Source organism: Tigheibacillus halophilus, assembly GCF_042683165.1.
GTDB classification, from domain to species: Bacteria; Bacillota; Bacilli; order Bacillales; family Amphibacillaceae; genus Tigheibacillus; species Tigheibacillus halophilus.
This window is the reverse complement of sequence record NZ_JBHUIZ010000006.1, coordinates 1-24548: the sequence shown is the minus strand read 5'-3', so window position 1 is coordinate 24548 and position 24548 is coordinate 1. Positions and strand designations below refer to the sequence as shown.

The following is a 24548-nucleotide window of genomic DNA, read 5'->3' as shown; positions in this document are numbered from 1 at the left end:
GTATTATAGATATCCTGCAATCGATGCGGATAAACTGCTTAAGCGGTGATATTTCTACTGGAAAAAACCTCGCCCATATACTGCTTAAACAAACAGCCATATGAACAAGGGGGTCAAAATGGATACAAAGACGGTACTGAAACTCATGGCAACTGTACTGATGGAGCCAGCTCCAGCATTCACCTCCATGACACGCGCTGTGCCAATGGCATGAGAAGCACTGCCTGCGCCGACACCTAAGCCTACCTTATGATGAATACGAAAAACCTTACAAATGATCGTGCTGAAGATCGCTCCGCCTATTCCAGCAATCATCACAAAAACCGCAGCCAGCGGCATGATACCTCCCTGCGCATCAGCTAAAACCATCGCAACCGGTGTGGTGACAGACTTAGGAGCGATGGACTCGATGATCACCATATCGAAACCAGCCCATTTGGTCAACAACACACCGCTCGCAATGCCTACAGCAGCACCAATGAAAGTGCCGAGTGCAATAGGCATCAGCAGTTTTTTCAATAGCGTGCGGTGCTGATAAAGCGGATAAGCCAACGCAACGACAGCAGGGCCAAGCAGCTTGTTGATCCACTCCCCGCCTTTCATATAAACGTCATAAGAAATATGCAAAAGCATCAGGCCCGCGACCATGATGACTGTTGCGATTAACACGGGGACCGTATAAGGCTTGCCGTATTTCTGATGTATTTTTGTTGCAATGGTATATGCGAACACAGTCGCAGCCACCAGCATCACGGAAGTGAAAAAAGATGTCATGCCCGTTCTTCACCTCTCCCGCCCAACTCTCCAGCTGTCTGGACATGTGCATTCCTTTTATTTTTCCTCATCACGAGCCATTGGCTCACCAAACCTGAGGTCGCCATTACCATCACCGTACTGACAAGCACAATCAAAATGAGCAGGATGCCTTTTCCCTGAAACAAATCTAAATAATTCATGATACCAATTGTTGCCGGGATAAAAAACAGGGAAAGGTGCGCGACCATAAATTGCAATCCTTCCTCCAGCAACCGAACATTCAACACACCTGTAGCCAGTAAAATGAATAAAAGCACCATGCCAATCACACTGCCGGGAATGAATAAATGAAACAACTGCTGAATCCCATTTCCCACTTGATAAAAACCATACAGCAGCAAAATGTGAACAGCAATACGAACCATTCTCACAAATATCGTCTCCAATTTCTCATGCGAAGCAGCTCCCGCCTCTCTATCACCTATGCATTCCAGTATTAGTGCAGCGGGGACTGCTCCGTGTCTCAAGATATTTTTGTACCATTAGGAACAGGTTCATCGATGTTGAGCAACACGACGTCATCCGTTTCCGGTACCCCGCCAAGTACAAGTACTTCTGATTTATATCCCGCAATGCGCATCGGCGGAAAGTTGACTATGGAAATAACTTGTCTGCCGAGCAATTGTGCAGGACTGTAACGTCTTGTAATTTGCGCTGATGATTGTTTGATGCCAAGTTCTCCAAAGTCGATTTTCAGCTTGATTGCCGGCTTACGGGCTTCGGGGAAATCTTCTGCCATAACAATTGTCCCGACTCTTAAATCTAATGAGGCAAAATCATCAATCGTTGCCACTCTTTTCCCTCCGGTTCCTATTTCATATTGTCCTTCTATTCAATCATTTCATCGCTGGAACTGCAACCTTATACTCCAATCAGCAATCCCATCTATACCTGGACAAATCCAGCTCTCCTTGAAACGATACTTCGATCTCCTCGTTTTCCAACAGCTCTCTTTGCAGCCAGGCCATTTCATCATCACGCAACACAATCCGGCCCTGCTTATTCACCACACGATGCCAGGGTAAGCCGTATTTGTCGCTCATCGTATGCAAAATCCGGACCACTTGACGGGCGGCACGCGGACTTCCTGCGAGCGCGGCAATTTGACCATACGTCATCACTTTTCCGGCCGGTATGTTTTGGATGATATATATGGTCCTTTCTGTAAATGGTTGCAACGGAATCACCTATTTTTTTCAACTATTATACCATGCTGAACAATTTTTATCGAAGCACCTTAAACATTCTCACTTAAATTATAGGGTGGTATCGCTGGAGTCGACAGACAAAATGAAAACTTCACATCCACCATTTCGTAAGACGTGAAGTTTTCCGCTATCCCCCGCACAAAACCCGCATCCCTATTATAAGTCTCAGGGGTCAACTGTATACTGCTGCAGCCTCCGACTGTGCTTGTTCCGAGCCGTTGGCATTTTCATAAGCTTCCAGCAAGAAATCGACGATATGGACAGCCTTCATTTCATCTGATAAACCTTCTCGTTCAATACCCAGCTTCATCTGCAGCAGACAGCCAGGGTTTGCCGTAGCAATCGTTTTAGCCCTTGTTTTTTGTGCCTGCGCCATTTTATAATCCAGGATTTGCATCGACATTTCCGACTGGACAATATTATAGATGCCTGCCGAGCCGCAGCATCTGCTGGCATCCTTCATTTCCACATAATCGACATTATCGATAGATTCCAGCAGTTGGCGTGGTTCCATGAAAGTCTTCTGTCCGTTCTTCAAATGGCATGAATCCTGATAAGTGACAATTTGATTCGGCATACTTAGTGCCTTTTTGTCAAAATTCAATTCCATGAGGACGGTAGTGATATCTTTGATTTTACGGCAAAAAGCTTCAGCTCGTTCCTTCCATTGCGGTTCATCACCAAGCAAGTGATCATATTCAACTAGAAATGCGCCACACCCGCCGGCATTGGTAATAATATAATCGACCTCCGCTTCTTCAAAGGATGCGATGTTTTTCTTAGCCATCTCTTTCGCTCTTGCCACTTCTCCACTGTGTCCGTGAAGCGCTCCGCAGCACCCTTGTGTTTTCGGGATGACAATCTCACAGCCAGCATGTTGTAACAGCTTCACAGTTGAATCGTTCGTATCCATGAAAATCGTATCCATGAGACATCCTGCAAAAAAAGCGACTTTCTTCGTTTGTTTGGTCAAGGGGCGTAAATAGGAAGGTCTGTCCTTCATCCTTTTTTTCTTAGGCACTTGCGGCAATACCCGTTCCATTGCCTGCATGCTTTCGGGGAAAAGATTCATGATGCCGATTGCCCTGGCTATTTTTTGCGCTCCTGAACGCTGATAAAAACCGAGCAGACCAGTTAGACCGATCATCCGGTTCTGATGCGGGAATACGTGTTTAAAAAATGTGCCGCGCAGCATTTTTTCCGGAAGTGTTTGTTTATTGTTTTGATAGATGGCATCACGTGCTTGTTCCAAAAGCCGTCCAAACTTCACGCCAGAGGGACAGACGGTTTCACAAGCACGACAGCCCAAGCACATGTCGATGGACGCTTTGACTTCTTCACTTGGCTCGATAACACCGTCCACCAGTCCTTTCATCAAGGCAATCCTGCCCCTAGGCGAATGCACTTCATCTCTGCCCGTTTCAATGTATGTCGGACAGCTTGGCAGACAGAATCCGCAGCGTGTACAATTCATCAATTCATCGTAGTCCATTTTCTGTTTAAAAGCAGCTTGTATCCGTTCTTTTTCCGCTGTCTCCATTATGCTTCACCAACCTTTTCTTCAATGATAGCCAGCATTTTCCCTGGATTCATAATCCCATTCGGATCCAAAGCTTTTTTAATGCTCTGCATTGCTGCAATTCCCGCCTCTCCGGCTTTCAGATGCAGGTAAGGCAATTTCATCATACCGACGCCGTGTTCACCTGTTATTGTTCCTCCCAGGTCAACTGCCCGCTGGAAAATTTCCGCAAATGCTTTTTCTACTAATTCAATTTCCTCCGTATTTCTGGCATCCGTCAGGCAAGTCGGATGCAGATTTCCATCCCCCGCATGTCCAAACGTACAAATAGTCACGCCATATTTCTCAGCAATCTCCGTAATCGCTTTAACCATCTTTGGAATTTCTGAACGCGGTACAGTGGCGTCCTCCAAAATCGTTGTTGGTTTTAATCTTGATAATGCCGACAGCGCAGACCGTCTCGCTGTCATCAATTGCTCTGCCTGCTCATCCGTTTTGGCAACCTGCACATCGAATGCCTGATTTTCTTTGCAAAGCCTGACAATTTTTTCCGCATCCCGGTCTACCACTTCTGATGCGCCATCTTGCTCAATCAACAGTACTGCTTTAGCTTCTGTCGGTAAACCGATTTGGGCAAAATCCTCAACCACCTTCACTGTCGCCTGGTCGAGAAATTCCAATGTCGCCGGGATAATACGGTTCGCGATGATTGCTGATACAGTCTCTGCCGCTGCATCTATATCATGATACAGTGCAAGCATTGTTTTCTTTGTTTCCGGCTGCGGTATAGCCTTAGTGATGACGCCCAATGTACCTTCTGACCCCACGTACAGCCGTGTCAAATCATAACCAGCCACATCCTTCGCCAATTTGCCCCCGGTCTGGATTATTTCCCCATTGGGCAGTACAATTTCCAAACCCAATACGTAATCACGCGTCACGCCATACTTCAACCCGCGTAAGCCCCCGGAGTTCTCACTGATATTTCCGCCTATTTGCGAAATATGCATCGAACCCGGATCTGGCGGGTAAAACAAACCTACCTCTTGTGCAGCTTCGAAAATGTCCTTAGTAAATACGCCAGCCTGAACAGTTATGGTCAGATTTTCTTCATCAATTTCCAAAATCCGGTTCATATGCTTGAATGTAAGCACAATCCCCCCAGCAGTTGGAGTCGTCCCAGCACACAGATTTGTGCCTGATCCACGCGCTACGATAGGAATCCGATTTTCATTGCACCATTTTACCACCGCAGCTACTTCTGCCGCATTGCGCGGCGCGACCATTGCATCCGGCATTGCCTGATAGCGGGCTGTCGCATCGTAGGAATACGCCAACAAGCTGGCATTATCTGTTTCTACATTTTCTATTCCAACCATATCGCTTAATTTCGCTTTCATTTCATTTGTCAACATACACATGTCTCCTATACTAATCTATATATCCATTTTATGTGTTTAATCATGAAATTTATATGTGCAAAAGCACAAAAAGTAAGCGCTGCATTCTATACTCATTGTAGTTTTGTACATGGAACAGAGAAAACTGGATCAATATCTGAAAGTATCGTTTTTGGTTTTAATGATATGCTGTCATGAACTTACCTCCTGCTGAGGGAAGGTGGTAGATCCCAAATAAGAACGCCGTACAAAAATACTCCGTGCCGATTTCGATTTTAAAGAAATAACTCATCACACAACAAGCATATCCTTCCAAAGAAGGTGTAACAAATTTGGTAACAGGTTGTCCCACTATCCGGGAAAATGGAGAAAGGGATTCGGTCATTCATCAAATTGTATTGTTGTGCAAAATATATAACTACCTTTTCCCTTGCAACAGTACGAATCCCAGGTACAACAATACAAGGTCCTCCGCCCTGTTCAACCGTAAACCTGTTAATTCCTCCACTCGTTTAAGCCGATAATGCAGCGTATTCTTATGTACATGCATCCTTGTTGCAGCTTTACTCGTGGACATATCATTTTCAAACCAATGCTGCAGTGTCTCCAGCAAGTATGCTTCCTTTGACAATGGTGCAATGGTCCGCTTCACAAATTTTTCTCTCGTGGTTTTTCGCAATTCCTGAATTATCATTTCTAACCGCAAATCTTCCTCAAAAACAAGCGGTTTCTTTTCCGAAGCAATCTCACATGCACGTTCAGCCTGTTGATAAGAATTCCGCAAATCACCACCTGTAACAGCTTGTCCCACCCCCGCACAGATATGGACATGCAGCATTTGTATAACGTCGGTCATAAACTTCTTCAACTTCTGTTCCAGCCTGCACTTTGATATATCTTTTATAAGCAGCAGCAGTCTCCCCTGGCCCCAGCGAACGAACAAAGCATCACCTTTCTGATCCCACATTCTACGCAGGGCTTTGACATCCTGATAAGATAGGCCCAAAACGTTATCTCCTGCGCGAAACATAACCACTTGCGAATACAAGTCCATTTGAATCTGGAAGAATTCGCTTCTCTCCATTAATGTTTGCAAATCACCACGATGATGAAGCCAGTCGAACACGAAAAACTCCAGATCCCGTGCCTGTTTTTCTTGATCCATTTGTCTGATCGTTTCCTGAATGAACAGTTCCGCAACCTTTTGCACGAGCAAAGCATAAGGCCCCACCGCTGCAGGCTCACCTGTAATTCCCAAAACAGCGATTGGATTGCCATGGGTGATGATTGGCAGGACCACCCCTTTACGAACCCCTTCCAGACGGTTAGACATTTCCTTCGTCATATCCAGTCTGCTCTTTTTTTGCATGGCAAGCTGGGCTCCTTCATGAAAAGCACCTAAACGATCGCGATCTGTACTGGCAACTATCATCCCTTGCTCATTCGTGATAATGACCTCACCATCGATTAAGCGGGACAACTCTTCTACAAGGGATGTAAAAACATTTCTATTGTACAACGCCGACTGTGCCATATTTTCCACCTGCTCTGACTCATTTCAAATCTCAATAAAATACCCTTTAGACACAGATTATCCAAAGGGTAAAAGGACTGCAACCTTTATTTTTTATAAATACGGGTAAAACAAAATGATTCCTCCAGCAATCAAGCATCCTCTACAACAATATATATCGCACGAACAGGCCCATGAACCCCTACAATCAGCTTCATTTCGATATCCGCGCTGTTGCTCGGCCCAGTAATGAAGCTGACGCAGCTGGATACTTCATTTCCAGCAATGTTCGCTTCATGTATCTGCTTTGCTGCTTGCGTCATCCTCGGTACAATCGTGCTTTTGGGAATGATTGCGATATATGTTCTGGGCAGCAAACTGATGGATCTTCCGTTATATTTATTATTGAATAAAACGACTGTGCCTGATTCCGCAAGCGTTACATCACTAAATGTAATACCAATGTCCGCTCTTTCCGCGACTACCTGATTTTCTTTCCCTTTCGATTCATCCCAAAGATGAACGTCGCGGTTTGCTGCAGCCAAGTCTTTATAGAAAGTATCCAAACCAAAATCCTGATTGCGGGAATCACTGGAGGCAACAAGCGTTCTTCCGTTCTCATTTTCAATCACAGCTTGGAGTGCTTTGGTAAGTCCTGCTCGGTCTGTTCGTCTAAAATCAGTATGGATGACATTGGAAATTTCCTCCAATTCATCAACCAACTCATCCTGGGAAAGTCCTGCAAACACATCATACTGCGGGTTGACACTCCATTGCGGCCGATCGACACCTTCTGTTCTTCTGTTCCGGCCGAGATTGGCAGCGACGTTTTCCAGGAAGCTGTCTCTATTTACGATTGTCATTCCCCTGAACCTCCTTTTTCTCTCTCCTTGAACCAAGAACGGAATGACTGTTTTGATGGTGCAGGGAAATTACGTGTTTTCGTCCACCCTTTCATCGGGCCGGGGCCATTAGAGATCGTTTCATTCCTGGACCAAGGTTTTAAAGCAGTTCTTGCCATGGCCGCACTCATTTTATACGCAGCAGGGGTGGAAGCCCATTTGGCGAACCCTTTCATCATTGCTTTCTCTACCTTTGGTGATCTGTTCTCTTCCTCCACTATGATCTGTCTGTGTCTGATCAATTGTTCATGTAAAGGAATTTTCACCGGGCAGACTTCTGTACAAGCCCCGCAAAGTGATGAGGCATATGGTAATTCCTTATGATCCTCATAACCATCCAGCAAAGGGGTGAGCACCGCACCGATCGGCCCTGGATAAATAGATCCATACGCATGTCCGCCAACGTGGCGGTACACAGGACAAACATTTATGCAGGCCGCACAGCGAATACAGTGCAACGCTGATTGAAATTCGGTCCCCAGAATTTTCGAACGACCATTATCTACGATGACTAAATGGTATTCTTCCGGTCCATCACTCTCACCTGGTAGCTTTGTCCCGGTAATGGAAGTCACATAGCTTGTCAGTTTTTGCCCCACCGCCGCACGGGTCAGCAGACTTACAAGCACATCCAGCTCCTCCCATGTTGGTACAATCCGCTCCATGCCCATAACAGTGATTTGTGTATCGGGCAAAGTCGTGACCATCCTGGCATTCCCCTCATTAGTCACGAATGTCACAGCCCCTGATTCAGCAACCGCGAAATTACAACCGGTGATTCCCACATCTGCAGATAAAAAGTCTTTGCGGAGTTGTCCCCTGGCAAACAAGCCAAGTTCTTCCGGTGTATCAGATTTGGTATAACCGCGCTTTTCAGCAAAAGTTTCACGAATCTGTTCCTTATTTTTATGCAGCGCTGGTGTCACAATATGGGATGGCGGATCCTCATCCAATTGCAAAATCCATTCGCCCAAATCAGACTCAACCACCTCTGCACCGACATTTTCCAATGCCTTGTTCAAGCCGATTTCTTCAGTTACCATCGATTTGGATTTCACAACTTTTTTGGCATTTTTTTCTTTGATCACATTTTGTATATAAGCATTGGCTTCTTCTGCTGTTTGTGCAAAGCATACATTACCGCCTCGTTTAGAAACATTTTCGCTTAACTGCTGCAGATAGAAATCAAGATTTTCCATCGTATGCGTACGGATTTCTGCCCCCAGCGTGCGCCAGTCTTCCCAGTTGCCCAACTCATCTGCCTGTGCCTGGCGGCCACTGCGGAAACGGCCCTGTGCTGAAGCCACAGCCAGACGCATGAAGTCGTTGTCCAACCCTTCCTGAATACGCGCTTTATATGGTGCCTCACCTATTTTGATACTCATCCTTTCCCTCCGTTCTATGTTATTGATGGTTTAAGATTTCTGTAATATGAGCAATTTGGACGTTTTTCCCTTCCCGTTCCATCATCCCTCCGACGTTCATCAGGCAGGCCATATCTCCGCCAACAAGATACTCTGCTTCCGTTTCTGATACATGACGTGATTTTTCTTGGGCCATGGCAGTCGATATTTGTTCGTTTTTGACTGCAAAGGTACCTCCAAATCCACAGCAGTCTTCTTTAACCGGCAATTCGACAAAGTTGATCCCTTTCACGTTTTTCAGCAGCATCATAGGTGCTTTCTTTACGCCAAGGATCCGTGTCATATGACACGATGGATGGTATGTAACTTTTTTTTCAAATGTGGCGCCTACGTCCTCGATACCCAGCACCTCAACGATGAATTGGGTCACTTCGTATGATTTTGCTGCCAGCGCTTTGGCCTCTTCTTCCCAAACAGGATCTCCCTTGAATACTTTTGGATATTCTCGCAGCATGCCGATACAGGAGCCCGAGGGGCCAACCACATACTTGGAAAAACGGAAAGCTTTCATCGTCTGCTTCATTGCTTCTTTTGAATCCTGCAGATAACCGCTATTGAATGCTGGCTGCCCGCAACAAGTCTGCTGCTGGGGGAAATCCACTTCACAGCCAAGCCTTTCCAGTAATTCCACTGTGTCCTTGCCAACATTGGATGCAAAAATGTCGCACATACACGTAATCATTAATGAAACTTTCATTTGTATCCGCCTCCACAAATCATTATACACCTTATAAAGCAGGTCATCATATGACTGAATTGAAAAATATTTCCTTATTATTATTTTTAAGGAGACTATTCGAATGCTAAGCTAAAAAGCTGGGAAGGTGAACGTGAGAATGGCTGTTTGTCACGTTCACCGCTTTGAGTCAATGTAGGGAGTCGACAATTTCTTCCTTAGATTTCTTTTAAAACCGTATTGGAAAGCATAAACTCAGGTCAAATATTTTGAAAGGATTTTTTCCACCGCAATCAGATGATCGCGCATTTCCTGTTGGGCCTGCTGTTGGTCCCTGTCTTTGATAGCATTAAAAATCCGCTGATGTTCCTTGAAAAGCTGCGTCATACCTTCTTCAGAATATAAAACAAGCCGCCTCGTTTCTCTCATCGCTTCCAATGTGATATCGGAAACGCTGGCCATCAAATTGATTAACATTTTATTATGTGTGGCTTTGGCTATGGACAGGTGGAAGTCAAGGTCAGCTTGTTCTCCAAGCTCTCCTTTGCCTTTTGCATCTTCCATCAGATGCAAAGCTTTTTCCATCTCCACTAAGTCGTTCTGGTGGTAGCTTGCTGCTGCCAATGCTACCGCCCCAATTTCCAGAATCCTTCTCACAGAAGCGAGTTCCTTGATATCATCGCGCTTCATGATCAGCGCAGTAGCTGCAGGCAGCGCAAATGCAGACGCATCAAAACTGGTGATAAACGTTCCTTCCCCCTGACGCATTTCCACAAGCCCCATAGCACGGAGACCGCTAAGTGCCTCACGGATCGCCGAGCGGCTCACACCGTAATTCTTGGCAAGCTGTTCTACAGAATCAAGTTTGTCGCCAGGACTGAGCTCCCCTGCTTTCACATGATCGATGATAACCTCTGCCACTTCTTCATATATTTTTTTGGGTCTGATCCTCTTCGTTTCCATATGACTATCCTCCAACTAGATCTCTATTCCAGTTTACTTGATGCAGTACGATTACGGAAGAGGAAGAATTCTTTTTGCTATGCCCTAAACAAAAAGCATCAATATGAACGCGCCAATGCCAGTTAAAATACCATACAGTATAGCAGGGGCTAATGTTTTCCGAATGATATCCCCTTCTTTTCCGGTCAGTCCGACCACAGTCGATGCAGCAACGACATTGTGTACACAAATCATGTTACCCGCTGCAGCCCCAACAACTTGTAATGCCAGAATAAAATGAGAATTGGCACCAGTACTGTGGGCGATGCTGTCTTGCACTTGGGAAAAAGTAAGCGTGGAAACCGTGGCACTTCCTGTAACAAAAGCCCCAAGCTCTCCAAGAAAAGGTGCAACAAAAACCCACATGGGACCAAATGAATTGGCAAGTGCATTAGCAATATACTGGGGCATACTCAATAAATCTGAAGTGTTCATGCCACTATGGGTAAAGACCTGTACCAAAGCCAATGTAGAGAATAAGGCAAGCGCTGCATCTCTCATGGACCTCAGCGATTCACTTGCTGCCTTGGTAAAATCTGTAACAGATTTCCTTTGGATGAAGACTGCCAGTACAGCTGCCAAAATCAATATGGTTCCTGGAGAATACAATATTTCCCAGCTTGATGTAATCCCTTTCACTCCTAAAATATCACTCCATGACAGATCCATATATTTTAATGTGAACGCTTTAATCGGAGTGATGATTCTTGTCAGCAAAAGCAGTCCGACAACTACCAAATAAGGGGACCATGCTGTCAACAATCCCATATCTGATTTATTTTCACTAATTTTGAAACCTTCCTGTAAGGCATCTGTCCAAGCAGCAGATTTAGGCAGCAAAACTCCCTTTTTTGCTGTCACCGCTGCGATGATCAAACCTGTCAGAGAGGCCAGAATTGATACGAACTCTGGTCCGAACAGCCATGCATAAAGCAATGCGGAACCTGTATAAATAACTCCAATCATGAATGTCCAAGGAAGCAGTGGCAAAGCTTCTTTAACTGATTTCTTTTTCCCAAAAAAGACTGTGAGCATAACAACTAATATGAATGGTATAAAAGTGCCCGCAAATAAGTCGATAGCTGTGATATGTATACCGATTGATTTAAAAAAAGGAATACTTGCGTCCTGAATATTACTTAAACCGACGATTACCGGGGTCCCCACCGCTCCAAACGATACAGAAGCGCTGTCAGCGACCAGGGCCAATGTAGCCGCTGCCATTGGATTGAATCCCAAAGCAACCATTAATGGACCGGTTACTGCCGCAGGGGTGCCAAAACCTGCCGCTCCTTCGATCAATGCCCCGAATAAAAACGCGACTAAAATGACTTGTACACGCATATCGGCAGAAATGCTGCGAAAACCCTGATTGATACGAACTACTGCGCCTGTATGCTGCAGTGTATTCAGCAGAACAATCGCCCCAAAGAGAATAAGTAAAATGGTGAGCGCCTTATGCAGCCCTTCCAAAATCGAAGCAGTGACAATAAGACCGCCCATCCCCCATACAAAATAAGCAAGCGCAATCACAATAACAGCACTGAAAAACATGCCTTTTTTTGCAGGCATGCGACATAAAACCAAGAATACAAAAGGTGCTATGATCGCACTTAGTGCAACAACCAACATAAAAAACTCCATCCCCTCTTCATAAAGCGTTTTCATATCGTAATAAAATCAATCAACAGAAAAGGTGCTGATAAGGTCATCAGATGACCTAACTACTAGATTATCCCTTCTCCCCTTGGACGTCAACAACTTATTTTTTTGTTAGCCCAAATAGAGCTCATTTTAAAATCGTTGCAGCCAAACAAAACTCAGTTGGTTTTTGTGATATGGTACCGCGCTCCATAATCTACTTCGATATTGCAGCTAAATTGCTTTGGGCTCCATGCACCTGCATTGTTAAGAGCACGGCAACAACTGGATGAACCAACTTGTATGGATGTTTGAAGCGCTTTCGGTGGTTCCCATGGCCGATGAACCACTCTTTTTTTGCTTTCCAAACTGACTGGTGGCTCATTCAGCTTATGAACCACTTTTTTCTTGCTTTTCAACCTAACTCAGTGGGGCATCTGGAGCACTTTCGTGGTTCACATACCTTTTGAAGATCTTGCCGTGGGATGGTTTCATAAATTTGCATCTGATTGGAGATTAAATCGCAGTCGACTACCGTGAACCCACTAGTCCAACTAACAAGCAACATTAGGCATTTGAGATGGTACTAAAAAAATATCCGTCTGGTAGAATCCCAGGCGGCAGTAGTCTTGTATTAGTAACACCATGTATCTCTACAATTGTAGTTTACACCACTAGCGTATTGATTGAGGGAAACAGTCTTTTTCTTTTCCTCATGATTTCTCTGCTTTCCAAATCGTCCATCTGTCTTTTTCATATATTTTTTCATTTGCTGGGAGTTTCCTGTCGATATACGCCAGCAGCATGTCTAATTCTTCCTCATTCAATTCATGAAGAATACTTCTACCGGTTCGCTCGCTCAAATCCTGCTGTAATTTTTGTTTATCCGTATGGACTTTTCTTATCTCCCATAACTTGACTTCTTCAATTTGATTGAATCCAGCTTCTTTTAGCATACGGATCACAAACTGGCTCTTATGCCGGCGGCTGACTTCTCTTTCCATTAATCTTGGAAAAAGTTCAAAGCAGTATCCCCTGATATGAGTATTATCCCCTTCCAGCAAGCAATCTTCCGGGGTCCTGTCTTGCAAAATATAATATCCGCCGTTCTTCAATAATCTGTATACTTCTTGAAAACAAGAAAGCAAGTCTTCTACATGGTGAATCAACGCTCTTTCAAGTACGAGATGATAGCTGTCACTGTCTAAAGCGGTATCAAAAGCATCTCCATATTTGAAAGTCATGTTCTTGACATCTTTATAATGTTCTCTTGTCCCTTCAAGTATGGCATGTGAGAAATCCACACCAGTGACGCTGCCTGCCCCCATATCAGCTAATGCCTTCGTGTAAATCCCTCCGCCGCATCCAATATCTACTGCACTTTTGATATGCTGGACTGGTATAAGATCTTTGATGGCTTCCATCCATGTTTTATCAGCAATTCGCATCGTATACGTACGACTGTTTTTGGGATCGTGAAAGTCAATGCCCATCTCTTCCACCTGCCTTCTGCTTCATAAAAAATTATAATGTCCTCCCTTTAAGGATAGACCAAGACGACTGGTGGAGAAAATACCGACTTATTATACCAGATGATAAGTTTTCATTATGTCAACGTCTCTGTTTAAAGCCTCCCTCGATTGTTCAATGAGGATGCTGCTTATTATTACTCGCGTTTTTCATAGCCGTTTAGTCCTGATGAATGCGATCGCTTGATTCATTTCTTCATTAGAGATTGGTGTGTTATCCACCAAAAATGAATAAGTATCAATTTCATCTTTATCTTCAGGTTCAATCAGCAGGCTTTCTCTTTTTGACCCAGCAAATAGCGGATACATCAAAGTAACTGACAATTTTTTCAAATGCAATATTCCCAATTCATAGCTCCACATGATACTTTTGGCAAAAAGAACCTGTCTTGCGAGCTCTTCCGAAGTGAGCTCTTTTGCGCAGCTGTTTTAACTCGTTGTCATTCATTTGTACACCCACTTCACTCATATTTTATACATTCATTATACAATAGTTTTCCGTTCAATTTAATGACTATTCAGACATCTGCAGACGGTTTACTATTCAATGGGTAAGATACAGCTCATAAAAATACAGAGCTGGAAAACTGATCCATACTCTGCAATTCGAATGATATATAATTAAAGATCGTGTGGCCCCTGGAATTGAAATTCCTGCAGGAAAAGATCGTATAGGCTGCCCATCCAAGTCATTTATTCAAAAATAAAAAGTACTTTGTATGTAACTGATCTGGCAAGGGATGCATCAGATAGTTCTGGCGCAAAGTCTCGAGCATATCAGCAAGGGTTTCATACTTATTATTCCCTGCCTCCAACGCCAGTTTTGTGCATTCTTCTTCTGTCAAGTCGCGTATTTTTCCGTTCTCAATGATAAAATGTTTCATAAAATCCAGATCCCTCCATCATAGAAAATCGACACAGCAAAAATCCGGGTGTATTTCCCCGGAGGCATGCAAATGGTTCACAGCGACAATTTGGGATAATCACAACTTTTCCTGAATCAAAGACTATTGTCAATAAATAATGTCAATACCCTGGCACCCGTATTGTCAATCGGAACAAACAAATGTGGCTTAGTCCCTTTGAAGTAAGCTGTATCTCCCTTATGAAGCAGGTGCTTTTTCTCATTATACAGGAGTTGTATAGAGCCTTCAATAATGTAAATAAACTCATCCTGTGAATGCGTGTATGGTTCATGTCTTAAATTAGCGTTTTTCGGTGTAACATGGACAATGGTTGGTTCCACTCCGGAAAAACGCGGACGGTTAGCAAGCAGTTCATATGTATATCCCATGCTTTCATCGCCTATTCTTGTCTGTCTATCTTCTTTGGCAAGAAGCACCAAGTCTTCTTCGATATGATCATCCAGCACCCAGGAAAGCGGGATGTCCAATGCCTCGCTTATTTTGGAAAGGGTGGCGACCGCAGAAGATGTTTGCCCATTTTCAATCTTGGATAAAAGACTTTTGGATATGCCGCATTGGTCTGCAATCTGCTGCTGTGTTTTTTTATTGCGCAGCCGGGCCTGTTTTATTTTTTCACCGATATGAAGTAATTCTATCGAAGCCAACTCCTTTCACGAATGACCGTCGTCACTTGCTCGAATGACTTCATGATAAGGCAGGATCGCTTCTCCGTCAAGATTTAGGCTGGTTGAAAAGATCAGTTCTCCCCGCCGCAATAATCCAGTCTTCTGATGCATTGAGAAGGCTGGATTGTAGCGAGAAAAGAGTCAGGCCCGTCAGTAATAAACTTTTTAAATTAGCCAAGCAGTTCATTCGCCATCGCTGCAAATGACTTACTCGGCAACGGCTTCCCCAATTTACTTTGGATGAACCCGGTTGCCTCTTGTATCTTTTGTTCATGGATGCCCGTCTTTATCCCGAGTCCGTGAAGGAGGTACAAGACATCATTAGTGGCAACATTTCCCGCTGCACCTGGTGCATAAGGGCATCCCCCCAGCCCCCCAGCTGAGCTATCGAAACGAAAGATCCCGTATTCCAAAGCCTGAAGAATATTGGCTATTGCCATCCCGCGTGTATCATGAAAATGCAGGATGATTTTCTCTTTCGGGTAGCGTGACAGGACCACGTTGAGCAAATTCTCCACTTGCGGCGGGACGGCCGTGCCGATTGTATCCCCTAGCGAAATGTCATCAACGCCACATTCCAACAACTTGTCACATACCGCAACCACTTTATCCGGGTTGATGCGGCCCTCGTATGGACAATCAAAAACAGTGGATACATACCCCGTCACATGTTTTTTTGCCTGTTTTGCTTCCCGCACCACCTTAAAAAGGACTGGAAAAGTTTCAGAGATGCTTTTATTAATGTTTTTCTTATTGTGGGTTTCACTTGCCGACATAAACACCGATGCGCCATCGATACCGGCTTCTAAGGCTAACTCAAGACCCTTTATGTTCGGTACAAGAGCGGAGTAACGGACATTCGGAAAGCGCTTGATCTTTTGGCCGACTTCATGTGCATCTGAGAGCTGCGGAACCCATTTGGGGTGTACGAAAGACGAATATTCCACCTCCTGCAATCCTGACTCTGATAATAAATCAATAAATGTGATCTTATCTGTTGAAGAGACACGTTTCTCTTCATTTTGTAAACCATCTCTGGGACCTACTTCTTTGATTTGGACAAATTCCGGAAATCGGGCCATGTTATTTTCCTCCTTCGTAAATTTTTATTTCCCGATATTATGAATGCGCTTTCAATAGTGAAAGGACTGATTTTATAAAGGCGTCACAACTTGGATTCAATAAAGTTTCTTTACATTCAACATTGTTGAATTAACTATATAACAAATTTTCTTGCAATGCAACTGTTTTTGAGCGCACGCTCAGTTATCCTATATTTTATGTGACCATAACGCGTGTGTGTAAGCAAGAAATGGAAGCAGTGCAGACGAATGTATGTCAAATGGCAAAAAAAGGGTGAGACAAAACCCTGGGAAATGTAAAAAAGTTGAACGGTACCATCTTGACATGGAACCGCCCAACTTTTTTTATCTAGCTTAGTAATTTCGTTGATTTGCACGCCAGGCGCCCCGACAAGGGGTGTGCAAGCGTTGGCGGCAAAGGCCGTATGTAGCTTGCCTTCCCTCATGTACTTTCTAAGAAAATCACTTCCTGCGGGGGCTTCAGACTCGTGCTGGGAATGCGATTACGCTTCCCATCGAAAACCATTGTTCCCGCAGGACAAGGAACGCTTCGGCAGCATTCACGTCGCACGCAGAAAAAGCGAATTTCTTTTTCAAGGAGTCAGCCGCCTTTCGCTCCAATCAACTAGATGTGAAATGGCAATTTATAGCTGTTTTTGGATAGTTCTGTCCCACCCTCTTTAATGGACGACAACCGGGCCGACTAAAATACGTGGATTCGTTCCCAATGCCAACCGGCTGATATTAGCATAGCCAAGTTTTTTATAGCTGGATAGCAATCCCCTGATATCTTCTGCACTCTGGTCTTTCTTCAATTTGTCTATCTCCTGTTGATAAACTGAAAGCACATATGCATTTTGATGGGATGGTTCAAACCTTGCTGCATCTTCTTCCATAATCAACGCTCCCATATACTGAAATCTATATTGCAGCTGGCGGGTAAGCTGAACAACATTAATGAATTTATGGAACAAGGCTGGTTTTTGCCTCTGGATGTCTTCAAGTGCTTTTTTTGCTTGCAAAAGATCGCTGAAACTCGTCATGAACATTATATCGCCTCCCCATTTTCATTCGTATACTGATCCCAAGGTTTTTCCAACGTCAATCTGGCAATCAGCTCTTTGTTCTGCTGTCTCTTCATCTTGCGGATTTGCGCGCGTTCTTTTCCTGTTTGATAAAGATATCTTTCCTCATCGGTTTCCGCAATGACTCTTGGCACTTGGGTAGGCCGCTTATGCTCATCCAATGCGACAAATGTTAAAAAAGCAGTCGCCGCAAGCTTGCGTTCCCCTGTTACGATATTTTCTGCTACTACTTTGCAAAAAATTTCCATTGAGCTAGTGCCTGTATATGTCACCATCGATTCAATGCACACAGAATCGCTTTGCTTGATTGGTGTGATGAATTGCACTTCGTCTGTGGATGCTGTCACACATTCCTTCACCCTGGAAAGTCTTCCAGCAGAAAGTGTTGCGCATGCGTCAAGTTTTTTCATCAGCACTCCGCCAAACAAAGTATGATAATTATTCAAATCATTGATTAGCACTTGGTCTGTTTGCACAACACGTGTATCTTTCATTTTTCTTACTTGCATCCTATATCACCTTTTTTATATAAATTAAATGAATTTCATGTCCTTTGCCTGTATGCATTATTATAATTCCACTCTTTGACCGCTGTACAATGCCGTTTGACTATGGATAGATAACATTTTGTAATGAAACCGGATTCTAATCACATGTAATCGTTTTAACGCCATGGAAATCTTCCAATATCGCCCTAACGAAATGCATAGCATTATAAACCGACCACACAAAAGAGCAAAAAAAATCCGTCTGACAGACGGATTTTTGATCTTACACTATTTTTCTTTCAAGCAATTTTTCGTGGGTGAATTGTATAAACGCTCGAGCGATCTGACTCAAATGGGCATCTTTTTTCCAAATAAAAGCCAGATTCCATGCCACTCGTGGTTGTTCTATATCTATGGATACCACCTCATCGGTCAATTGCGCAGCAACACTTTCTGGAAGCAACGTGATTCCAAGGTCTGCGGCAATCATCTCCTCAATAAAATCAAGCTGGGAGGTTTCTGAAACGATTCTGGGTTTCATGCCAGCATCTTTCAACGCAGCGACCAAAATATTGCGGAGCGCAAAATCCTGGGTGAACATAATGAATTTCTCATTCTCCAGTTCCGTCAATTTGACACTTTCCCGCGAGGCCATGGGATGTGTTGCAGGAACAACAAGACAGAGATATTCCTCAACGATGGCAAAATAATCAATCAGCGCGTGCTCCTCAGGCAAGACTGCCACTCCGAAATCAAGCTTTGCTTCCATCACTTTCTCCTCGATCGCTTTAGAGCCATCTTCTTCCAATTGAAAAACGACCTCGGGATGATCCTGATGAAAGCTGGAAATCAATTCAGAGAAAAAACCCACGTCAGCGATTGTCGGCAAACCAATGCGAATATGTCCTTCCCTTTGGGTGACATACTCATTCAGTTCCGATTTTAATTCAGCAAATTGAGCTTGGAATTTTACTGCGTGGTCATACACGATTTTTCCGGCTTTTGTCAGAATCAGCTTTTTTCGGGATCTGATGAACAAGACTACTCCCAGTTCTTCTTCCAAAGATTTGACAATACGGCTTAAGGCTGGCTGGGTGATGTATAAATTTTCCGCAGCACGGGTAAAGCTGCCGGTACGTGTCACTTCTGCAAAATATGCCAGATGCTTCACTTCCATACAATTCACCTCCTCTTCAAATTCAAATAATCATGAAAGGAATTGCACACAAACCCCTTCAGGCACATTGACTACTGAAGATAATTGTTCCAGCTTGCCATTTGCTTCATCTCTCGAAAACAAAACAAGATGATTGCTTTTTTGATTAGCGACTACAACAAATTTTCCAGAGGGGTCCAAAGAAAAATCACGCGGAAAATCTCCACCGGAAGCAATTTGCTGCGTATGTTTCAGTTCGCCGCTTGCCATATCAACATGAAATACCGCCAGACTGTTATGACCTCGATTAGCAGCATAAACATACTTTCCATCGGCGGATAATTTTATTGCGCTGGCATCATTTTTCCCTTTAAATGCTGCTGGAAGCGTGGAGACTGTCTGCTTCTCACGGAAACTGCCAGAGGAAGCATCATAATCCAATACGATGATTTCCGAACTCAATTCTGTAATGACATATGCCCACTTGCCATTCGGATGAAAGGCGATATGCCTTGGCCCGCTTCCGCCTTTCACTTGATAGGAAGCTACCTTTTCCAAATTCTTCGCTGCAGCTTGATATGTGGCTATTTCGTCAGTCCCGAGATCACATACAACAATATATTTTCCATCCGGTGTGAATCCTGTAAAATGAACATGGGATTTTTCCTGACGCTCATGCGGCCCGTGGCCTTCATGCTGGACCACGAAGTAATCCGTTTCAAGGCTTCCCCGGCTATTGATATGGTATAAAGTGACTGTCCCTTCATGATAATTCCCACTGGACAGATGCTGGCTTTTCACCTCGACATGGCAAGGAGAAGCGCCTCGCTGGAGCCGTCTATTCAGATAACGAAGATTGCCCGAATCTGCCTTCACCTCATAGGAGGCAACTCCCCCCATGTCACCATCCTTACAAACAGCATACGCATGTTTATGATCTTCGCTGAAAGCAATAAATGTTGGATTTCCAACTTTTGCAACAAGCTCAACATTTTCCAGCTTTTTTGCTTCTGTGTTCAGACTGAATTTATAAATTCCCTCACTGTTTTCGCGTGTATATGTACCAACATAACCAGTATAATTTTTCCCCATCACGATCCGCTCCTTCCCTATTCTTTCCCCATTATACAAATAAGATGGCAGTAAAATGAAATGAAAAGGATCTGATTCCCCCAACTCCAAAATTGAGACTATCAGACCTTACCGAAATGCAGGCATTTCTGCACTTGCAGTATACACGCCAAGCAGATAAATTCCAAAACATTACTTCCTGATTTTTTTCGGCGAGGTAAGATATATGGCGACAAAGAAGACTAAAAATACTAGGATGATCACCGAATAATTAGCATAGAAGGTTTTTCCCAACCATAGGGAATAAATCATACCCGCCACAGACAATAACAATACCGTGATGATGATGCTCATTACGATACTCGTGAAAAAATGTTTCCAATTTTTCATGAATTTTTTAGCTTGCATGCGCCATCCCCCAAAATATACTATTTTACTGTCTCTTGATATGCCGACATCATACCTTTTTCTGCTTATCAAGCACAACGAGCTGATCACCTTCTTCCAATGACAGTTTCTGCCTAAAAGTTACAAATGAAATCTTATCATCTGGTTTTTTAATGAAAATTGGTATCCCCTCGCCAGGTAAATCCTCCTTCAAATAGGTGTTTTTCTCTGACACCTGCAATGCCTGCAGACTATAGCCTGTGTTCACTTTCTTGTTTAAATTTCTAAATGCTGCCTTCTCGCCAAACAAGAGATGCGCGCGCATGGCGACAGGGACATTTCTCTCCTTCTCTCCATCGTCTTGCTTAACCTTGATTGCAAAGGTATTTTGGTAGCCAAACGCCGGCACATAAGACTGATAGACCAGTGCGTTATATACAGCATCTCCCGTTAAAACCAGCAAAGTTTCGTACGGTGTCAGATCTACCTCGAATTTAGTATGTTCCGCAAGGATTTCTGCCTGGTGCGTTTCAACCCCCGCTTGAACGGCCGGTTCCAATCTGTCAGCAGAAGTGTCCATTACGAGGGCAGGAATCCCGAAATCCTTCAGACTTTTCGCAAGTGCAATGGAAAAACTGCTCGCTCCAATAATCAGCACTCCCGGCGGGGCAGAGCTGGCAAGTCCTAATTTCTTGGAGAATGGTCCGATAGTGAACCCGTGGGCACATACAGTGATAAACACGAGTGCAAGGGTCAATGCGGTTAAAATGTTAGCATCAGGATATCCCTCATCCAGCAGCAGTGATGCAAAATATCCCGAGACGGTCAATGCGACTACCCCTCTTGGGGCTATCCAGCCTATCAATGTTTTTTCAGGAATAGTCAATTCTGTACGTATCGTTGATAACCAAATCGATAATGGTCTTACTAAAAAGAGCATCACGGCCACATACCCGATGATAGGCAAAGTGAACACTTGCCCGATGACCTCGCGAGATAAAGAAGAAGTCAGCAAGATAAAAATCGTTGATGTCAAGATAACCGAAATGTTCTCTATGAAATGGCCGATGTTTTCAATCGAGCTCACATACTTCTTGCTGCGGCCGATGGCAAGGCCCATTACGGTCACAGCAAGCATCCCGGTCTCGTGCATGATGACTTCGCCAATGGCAAAACACAGTAATACAAAAGACAAAATGATCGGGGATTTAAGGTATTCCGGAAAAGCACCTTTACTAACCATGATCGTGACGAACAGGCCGAAACAATATCCAAGGATCGCCGCAAGCAGCGCTCCAAAGAAAAATTCCAGCAATTGATGCAGTGGCACACTGTTATTGGTCAGCACCCTGATGACCTGGTATGCAAACAATGCCAGCAACGGTCCAGCCGGGTCAACTATAATCCCCTCCCATTTCAACACTGCAGCGGTTCTTGGCTTCAGCTTCGCCTGGCGCAACAATGGAATAATTACTGTAGGACCGGTAACGACAAATAAACCGCCTATAATGAAGCCAATTTCCCAGCTTAAGCCTGCGATGTAATGTGCTGCAAGTGACCCGCCTATCCACGCCAGGAAGGCTCCGAGTGTGACAATCCTAAAGACAGATTTGGAAATGCCTTTCAGTTCGCGAATGTCCAGGCTGGAGCTCCCTTCAAACAATACTACCGCTACTGCCAATGAAATCATCGGACTATACAAATCTCCAAGCGCATTTTGAGGATTGACCAATCCGAATATGGGGCCGATCAACAATCCTGCAATAGACATGATAACGATGGAAGGCCATTGGATTCGCCAAGCGAACCACTGTGAAAAAATTCCAAGTCCCAATATGACAACGATACTGATTAAAGCAGTTTGTTCCATGGTGTATGCCTCTTTTCCGTCCAAAGTATGTATTCCCTATAGTTTAACAAACCATGACAAAATAATCATTTACCGGAACGTAATCAAATGGCCCATTTTCAAAATTGTCATTCCATAAAGGAATGCGGTAGGTTATAATTATTTCTAAACTTTTAATATGCATATTTGTCACGGTAAAGGAGGAGATCGCATGCGTTTAACAAGACCTGACGTAAAATGGAAAGAGGAACATGAAGCTTATGTAAGCGAATGGGGCTCATCTCGGATGATTCCAAGCAGCTTTAATTTGAATGGATACGAAAGTTATGAGGCTTATTTAGATGCTTTGTCCATCAGGGAAAATGGAAATGGCAAGTGGCTTCCAAGCACCAATTATTTTCTAGTCGATGAGCATGAGCGTGTGCTTGCGATGGTGGATATTCGTCATGAACTAAATGATCATCTTTACAATGCTGGCGGGCATATCGGTTATAGTGTACGCCCTTGTGAACGGAGAAAAGGCTACGCGACCCGGATACTTGCCGAGGCGTTGATGAAATGCAAGGAGCTGGGCATCCACAAAGTACTAGTCACTTGTGATGCAGATAATATCGGGTCAGCCAAAACCATCCTTCATAATGGCGGTGTAGAGGATAGACCTTTTATGGCGGACAATGGCAATGTAGTGCGGCGATTTTGGATAGATAATTCATTTTAAAAGGAGGGGGGATATGTATTGGACAAAACAATTTGGAAAAAAAATCATGCGCTCCGACATAGATTTGCTGGCATCAAAACTTATTGCCATCAGGGATAGAGACGGGAATCCGATGGAAGCAGAAATGCAGCATTTCGGAAATGCAAGTGCTTTTATTTGCAGAGGGATCCCCGGGCATACGTTCAATATCGTCAAGGGACTCACACAGGAAGATATGATATATATAGATGATATATTCAACTTTTACCTGGACCGGAACATCCCAATACGGTTCGAGCTGGAACCGGAGTGCGCCAGTGCCGAGATCTTTGCTTGTTTAACGGAAAAAGGATGCTATCAATCCGGCTTTCATACGGTTTTATACGGAAATGCAAAAGATTGTATTAATCATGATCATCCTGAAGACATTACCGTACGCTCCTTGGAAAAAAGTGAATTTAGGTTATTCGCTGAGATATATGTTAAGGCGTTCGGGATGCCCGATTTCACCAGTAAGGAAGTTGCCTGCAATAACGCTATCTTGCATGAGGATAAACATTGGCAATTCTTCATCGCGTCTTATCAAGGGGAACCAGCAGGTATCGCCGTACTGTATTTAAAAGATGATGTTGGCACATTGGCAGCTTCTGCGACATTGCCGTATATGCGTAAACGCGGGCTGCACCGGGCAATGATCGATAAACGAATCCATGCCGCATTAAAAAAAAATATTCATTTGATAACCGGGCAAGCTAGCTTTGGCAGCATCAGTCAGTACAATATGGAAAAGGCCGGACTCCAAGTTGCTTATACTAAAGCAATTTGGACAGCCAGTTAAACATATATTTGATGTATTTTTCGGCTTCGTATCCTTTTTCCACCCATACAGCATGGTTTGCTTTCCGTCTAAGATTGTTTATATTCTAAAGCATGAGGGAATTGACACCTTGAAGCTTTAACAATACCGGGTTATTCACGAATATTTAAAGCCGGGTTCTGACAGTCTGTTCATGCGCGCAAGGCTGTTTCAGGATAGGAAAAACGTTAGAGGCACATGATAATTAGAGAATAAATCCGATATGGAGGGAAAGCAGTGGATACTGAATACAAAGTTCTCTCGTCTTTATGCTATTTCAGCATCTTTTTTGCACCTTTTTTATTGCCGCTTATCGTTTACTTTGTCATTTCTGATACCGAGGTGCGCCGACATGCTAAGCGGGCATTGCTGTCGCATATCCTGCCGTTCATTTTGATTTTCGTCGTGATCATTCTTGCATTAGCAATGTTCGATAGTAATATAGCCTTTGCAGTCATTATTTCAGGCTTCGTTTTATCTGGCATTGTCTACTTTGTATTTTTTATCTGGAATATCGTCCAGGGAATCAAAGTCTTTCAAAAAAATGAATTTTAGAAGTTATTTCGTACAGAAAAAGCTCCTCGCCCAGGTGGTTACCCCTAAAAGTTAGAGTTTTATTATGCAGCTGATTGGCTGGATTGAGTTCGGTATTCGAC

The 24548-nt window shown here is 43.9% G+C and carries 26 protein-coding genes; 3 read left to right on the top strand and 23 right to left on the bottom strand.

The genetic code is table 11. From position 1 onward, the window contains the following. Positions 1-84: 84 nt before the first annotated feature. From ACFSMW_RS08605 to ACFSMW_RS08495, 23 genes are all read right to left on the bottom strand, one after another. Positions 85-774, bottom strand: a complete 690-nt coding sequence (locus tag ACFSMW_RS08605) for an LrgB family protein (RefSeq protein WP_390354830.1) — start codon at positions 772-774, stop codon at positions 85-87. Further along, positions 771-1181 carry a CidA/LrgA family protein gene (locus tag ACFSMW_RS08600; RefSeq protein WP_390355425.1) on the bottom strand — a complete coding sequence of 137 codons (411 nt, stop codon included), beginning with the start codon at positions 1179-1181 and terminating at the stop codon, positions 771-773. Before ACFSMW_RS08600 ends, ACFSMW_RS08605 begins: the two co-directional genes overlap by 4 nt. 98 nt (positions 1182-1279) lie before the next feature. Beyond that, positions 1280-1609 (bottom strand): chaperone CsaA, encoded by a 330-nt coding sequence (gene csaA, locus ACFSMW_RS08595; protein ID WP_390354828.1) that lies wholly within the window; start codon positions 1607-1609, stop codon positions 1280-1282. Between the two features lie 79 nt (positions 1610-1688). Beyond that, the gene (locus ACFSMW_RS08590; protein ID WP_390354826.1) at positions 1689-1994 is read right to left on the bottom strand and encodes an MGMT family protein; all 306 of its coding nucleotides are present in this window, start codon (positions 1992-1994) and stop codon (positions 1689-1691) included. A gap of 202 nt (positions 1995-2196) precedes the next feature. Continuing rightward, a complete protein-coding gene (locus ACFSMW_RS08585; protein ID WP_390354824.1) occupies positions 2197-3564 on the bottom strand; it encodes a (Fe-S)-binding protein in 1368 nt (455 codons plus the stop codon). Further along, a complete protein-coding gene (locus ACFSMW_RS08580) occupies positions 3564-4958 on the bottom strand; it encodes an FAD-binding oxidoreductase (RefSeq protein ID WP_390354822.1) in 1395 nt (464 codons plus the stop codon). Before ACFSMW_RS08580 ends, ACFSMW_RS08585 begins: the two co-directional genes overlap by 1 nt. A 403-nt stretch (positions 4959-5361) precedes the next feature. After that, positions 5362-6477 (bottom strand): CdaR family transcriptional regulator, encoded by a 1116-nt coding sequence (locus ACFSMW_RS08575; protein WP_390354821.1) that lies wholly within the window; start codon positions 6475-6477, stop codon positions 5362-5364. Positions 6478-6608: 131 nt separating this feature from the next. Beyond that, a complete protein-coding gene (locus tag ACFSMW_RS08570) occupies positions 6609-7319 on the bottom strand; it encodes a LutC/YkgG family protein (protein ID WP_390354819.1) in 711 nt (236 codons plus the stop codon). After that, positions 7316-8743 (bottom strand): LutB/LldF family L-lactate oxidation iron-sulfur protein, encoded by a 1428-nt coding sequence (locus ACFSMW_RS08565; RefSeq protein ID WP_390354817.1) that lies wholly within the window; start codon positions 8741-8743, stop codon positions 7316-7318. The genes ACFSMW_RS08570 and ACFSMW_RS08565 overlap by 4 nt, the downstream gene beginning before the upstream one ends. A 19-nt stretch (positions 8744-8762) precedes the next feature. After that, positions 8763-9479: a (Fe-S)-binding protein gene (locus ACFSMW_RS08560; protein ID WP_390354815.1), complete on the bottom strand. Its 717-nt coding sequence runs from the start codon at positions 9477-9479 to the stop codon at positions 8763-8765. 234 nt (positions 9480-9713) lie between these two features. Then, positions 9714-10421, bottom strand: a complete 708-nt coding sequence (locus ACFSMW_RS08555) for a FadR/GntR family transcriptional regulator (RefSeq protein WP_390354814.1) — start codon at positions 10419-10421, stop codon at positions 9714-9716. An 84-nt stretch (positions 10422-10505) separates the two neighbouring features. Further along, entirely contained in the window at positions 10506-12092 is a 1587-nt protein-coding gene (locus ACFSMW_RS08550) for an L-lactate permease (RefSeq protein ID WP_390354812.1), read from the bottom strand. A 722-nt stretch (positions 12093-12814) separates the two neighbouring features. After that, complete coding sequence (locus tag ACFSMW_RS08545; protein ID WP_390354811.1) at positions 12815-13594, bottom strand: class I SAM-dependent methyltransferase; 780 nt, start codon at positions 13592-13594, stop codon at positions 12815-12817. Between the two features lie 186 nt (positions 13595-13780). After that, a complete protein-coding gene (locus ACFSMW_RS08540) occupies positions 13781-13978 on the bottom strand; it encodes a hypothetical protein (RefSeq protein ID WP_390354809.1) in 198 nt (65 codons plus the stop codon). 341 nt (positions 13979-14319) lie between these two features. Further along, the gene (locus tag ACFSMW_RS08535; RefSeq protein WP_390354807.1) at positions 14320-14514 is read right to left on the bottom strand and encodes a hypothetical protein; all 195 of its coding nucleotides are present in this window, start codon (positions 14512-14514) and stop codon (positions 14320-14322) included. A gap of 116 nt (positions 14515-14630) precedes the next feature. Then, a complete protein-coding gene (locus ACFSMW_RS08530) occupies positions 14631-15200 on the bottom strand; it encodes a helix-turn-helix domain-containing protein (RefSeq protein ID WP_390354806.1) in 570 nt (189 codons plus the stop codon). Between the two features lie 191 nt (positions 15201-15391). Beyond that, positions 15392-16303, bottom strand: coding sequence for a hydroxymethylglutaryl-CoA lyase (locus ACFSMW_RS08525; protein WP_390354804.1), 912 nt, complete (start codon positions 16301-16303; stop codon positions 15392-15394). Between the two features lie 680 nt (positions 16304-16983). Next, positions 16984-17352 (bottom strand): hypothetical protein, encoded by a 369-nt coding sequence (locus tag ACFSMW_RS08520; protein WP_390354803.1) that lies wholly within the window; start codon positions 17350-17352, stop codon positions 16984-16986. Continuing rightward, entirely contained in the window at positions 17352-17897 is a 546-nt protein-coding gene (locus ACFSMW_RS08515; RefSeq protein WP_390354801.1) for an acyl-CoA thioesterase, read from the bottom strand. Before ACFSMW_RS08515 ends, ACFSMW_RS08520 begins: the two co-directional genes overlap by 1 nt. Before the next feature lie 262 nt (positions 17898-18159). Next, positions 18160-19053 carry a LysR family transcriptional regulator gene (locus tag ACFSMW_RS08510; protein WP_390354799.1) on the bottom strand — a complete coding sequence of 298 codons (894 nt, stop codon included), beginning with the start codon at positions 19051-19053 and terminating at the stop codon, positions 18160-18162. Between the two features lie 30 nt (positions 19054-19083). Continuing rightward, the gene (locus ACFSMW_RS08505) at positions 19084-20124 is read right to left on the bottom strand and encodes a lactonase family protein (RefSeq protein WP_390354797.1); all 1041 of its coding nucleotides are present in this window, start codon (positions 20122-20124) and stop codon (positions 19084-19086) included. A gap of 171 nt (positions 20125-20295) precedes the next feature. Continuing rightward, the gene (locus ACFSMW_RS08500; protein ID WP_390354795.1) at positions 20296-20511 is read right to left on the bottom strand and encodes a hypothetical protein; all 216 of its coding nucleotides are present in this window, start codon (positions 20509-20511) and stop codon (positions 20296-20298) included. A gap of 49 nt (positions 20512-20560) precedes the next feature. Beyond that, on the bottom strand, positions 20561-22360 hold the full coding sequence (locus tag ACFSMW_RS08495; protein ID WP_390354793.1) for a cation:proton antiporter: 1800 nt from the start codon (positions 22358-22360) through the stop codon (positions 20561-20563). Between the two features lie 190 nt (positions 22361-22550). Here ACFSMW_RS08495 and ACFSMW_RS08490 point away from each other — a divergent pair, with 190 nt between their 5' ends. From ACFSMW_RS08490 to ACFSMW_RS08480, 3 genes are all read left to right on the top strand, one after another. Next, positions 22551-23057 (top strand): GNAT family N-acetyltransferase, encoded by a 507-nt coding sequence (locus tag ACFSMW_RS08490; RefSeq protein ID WP_390354791.1) that lies wholly within the window; start codon positions 22551-22553, stop codon positions 23055-23057. Positions 23058-23070: 13 nt separating this feature from the next. Beyond that, positions 23071-23874, top strand: a complete 804-nt coding sequence (locus ACFSMW_RS08485) for a GNAT family N-acetyltransferase (protein WP_390354790.1) — start codon at positions 23071-23073, stop codon at positions 23872-23874. 255 nt (positions 23875-24129) lie between these two features. Continuing rightward, positions 24130-24447, top strand: coding sequence for a magnetosome magnetite crystal formation protein family (locus ACFSMW_RS08480; RefSeq protein WP_390354788.1), 318 nt, complete (start codon positions 24130-24132; stop codon positions 24445-24447). The last annotated feature ends 101 nt before the right edge of the window (positions 24448-24548 follow it).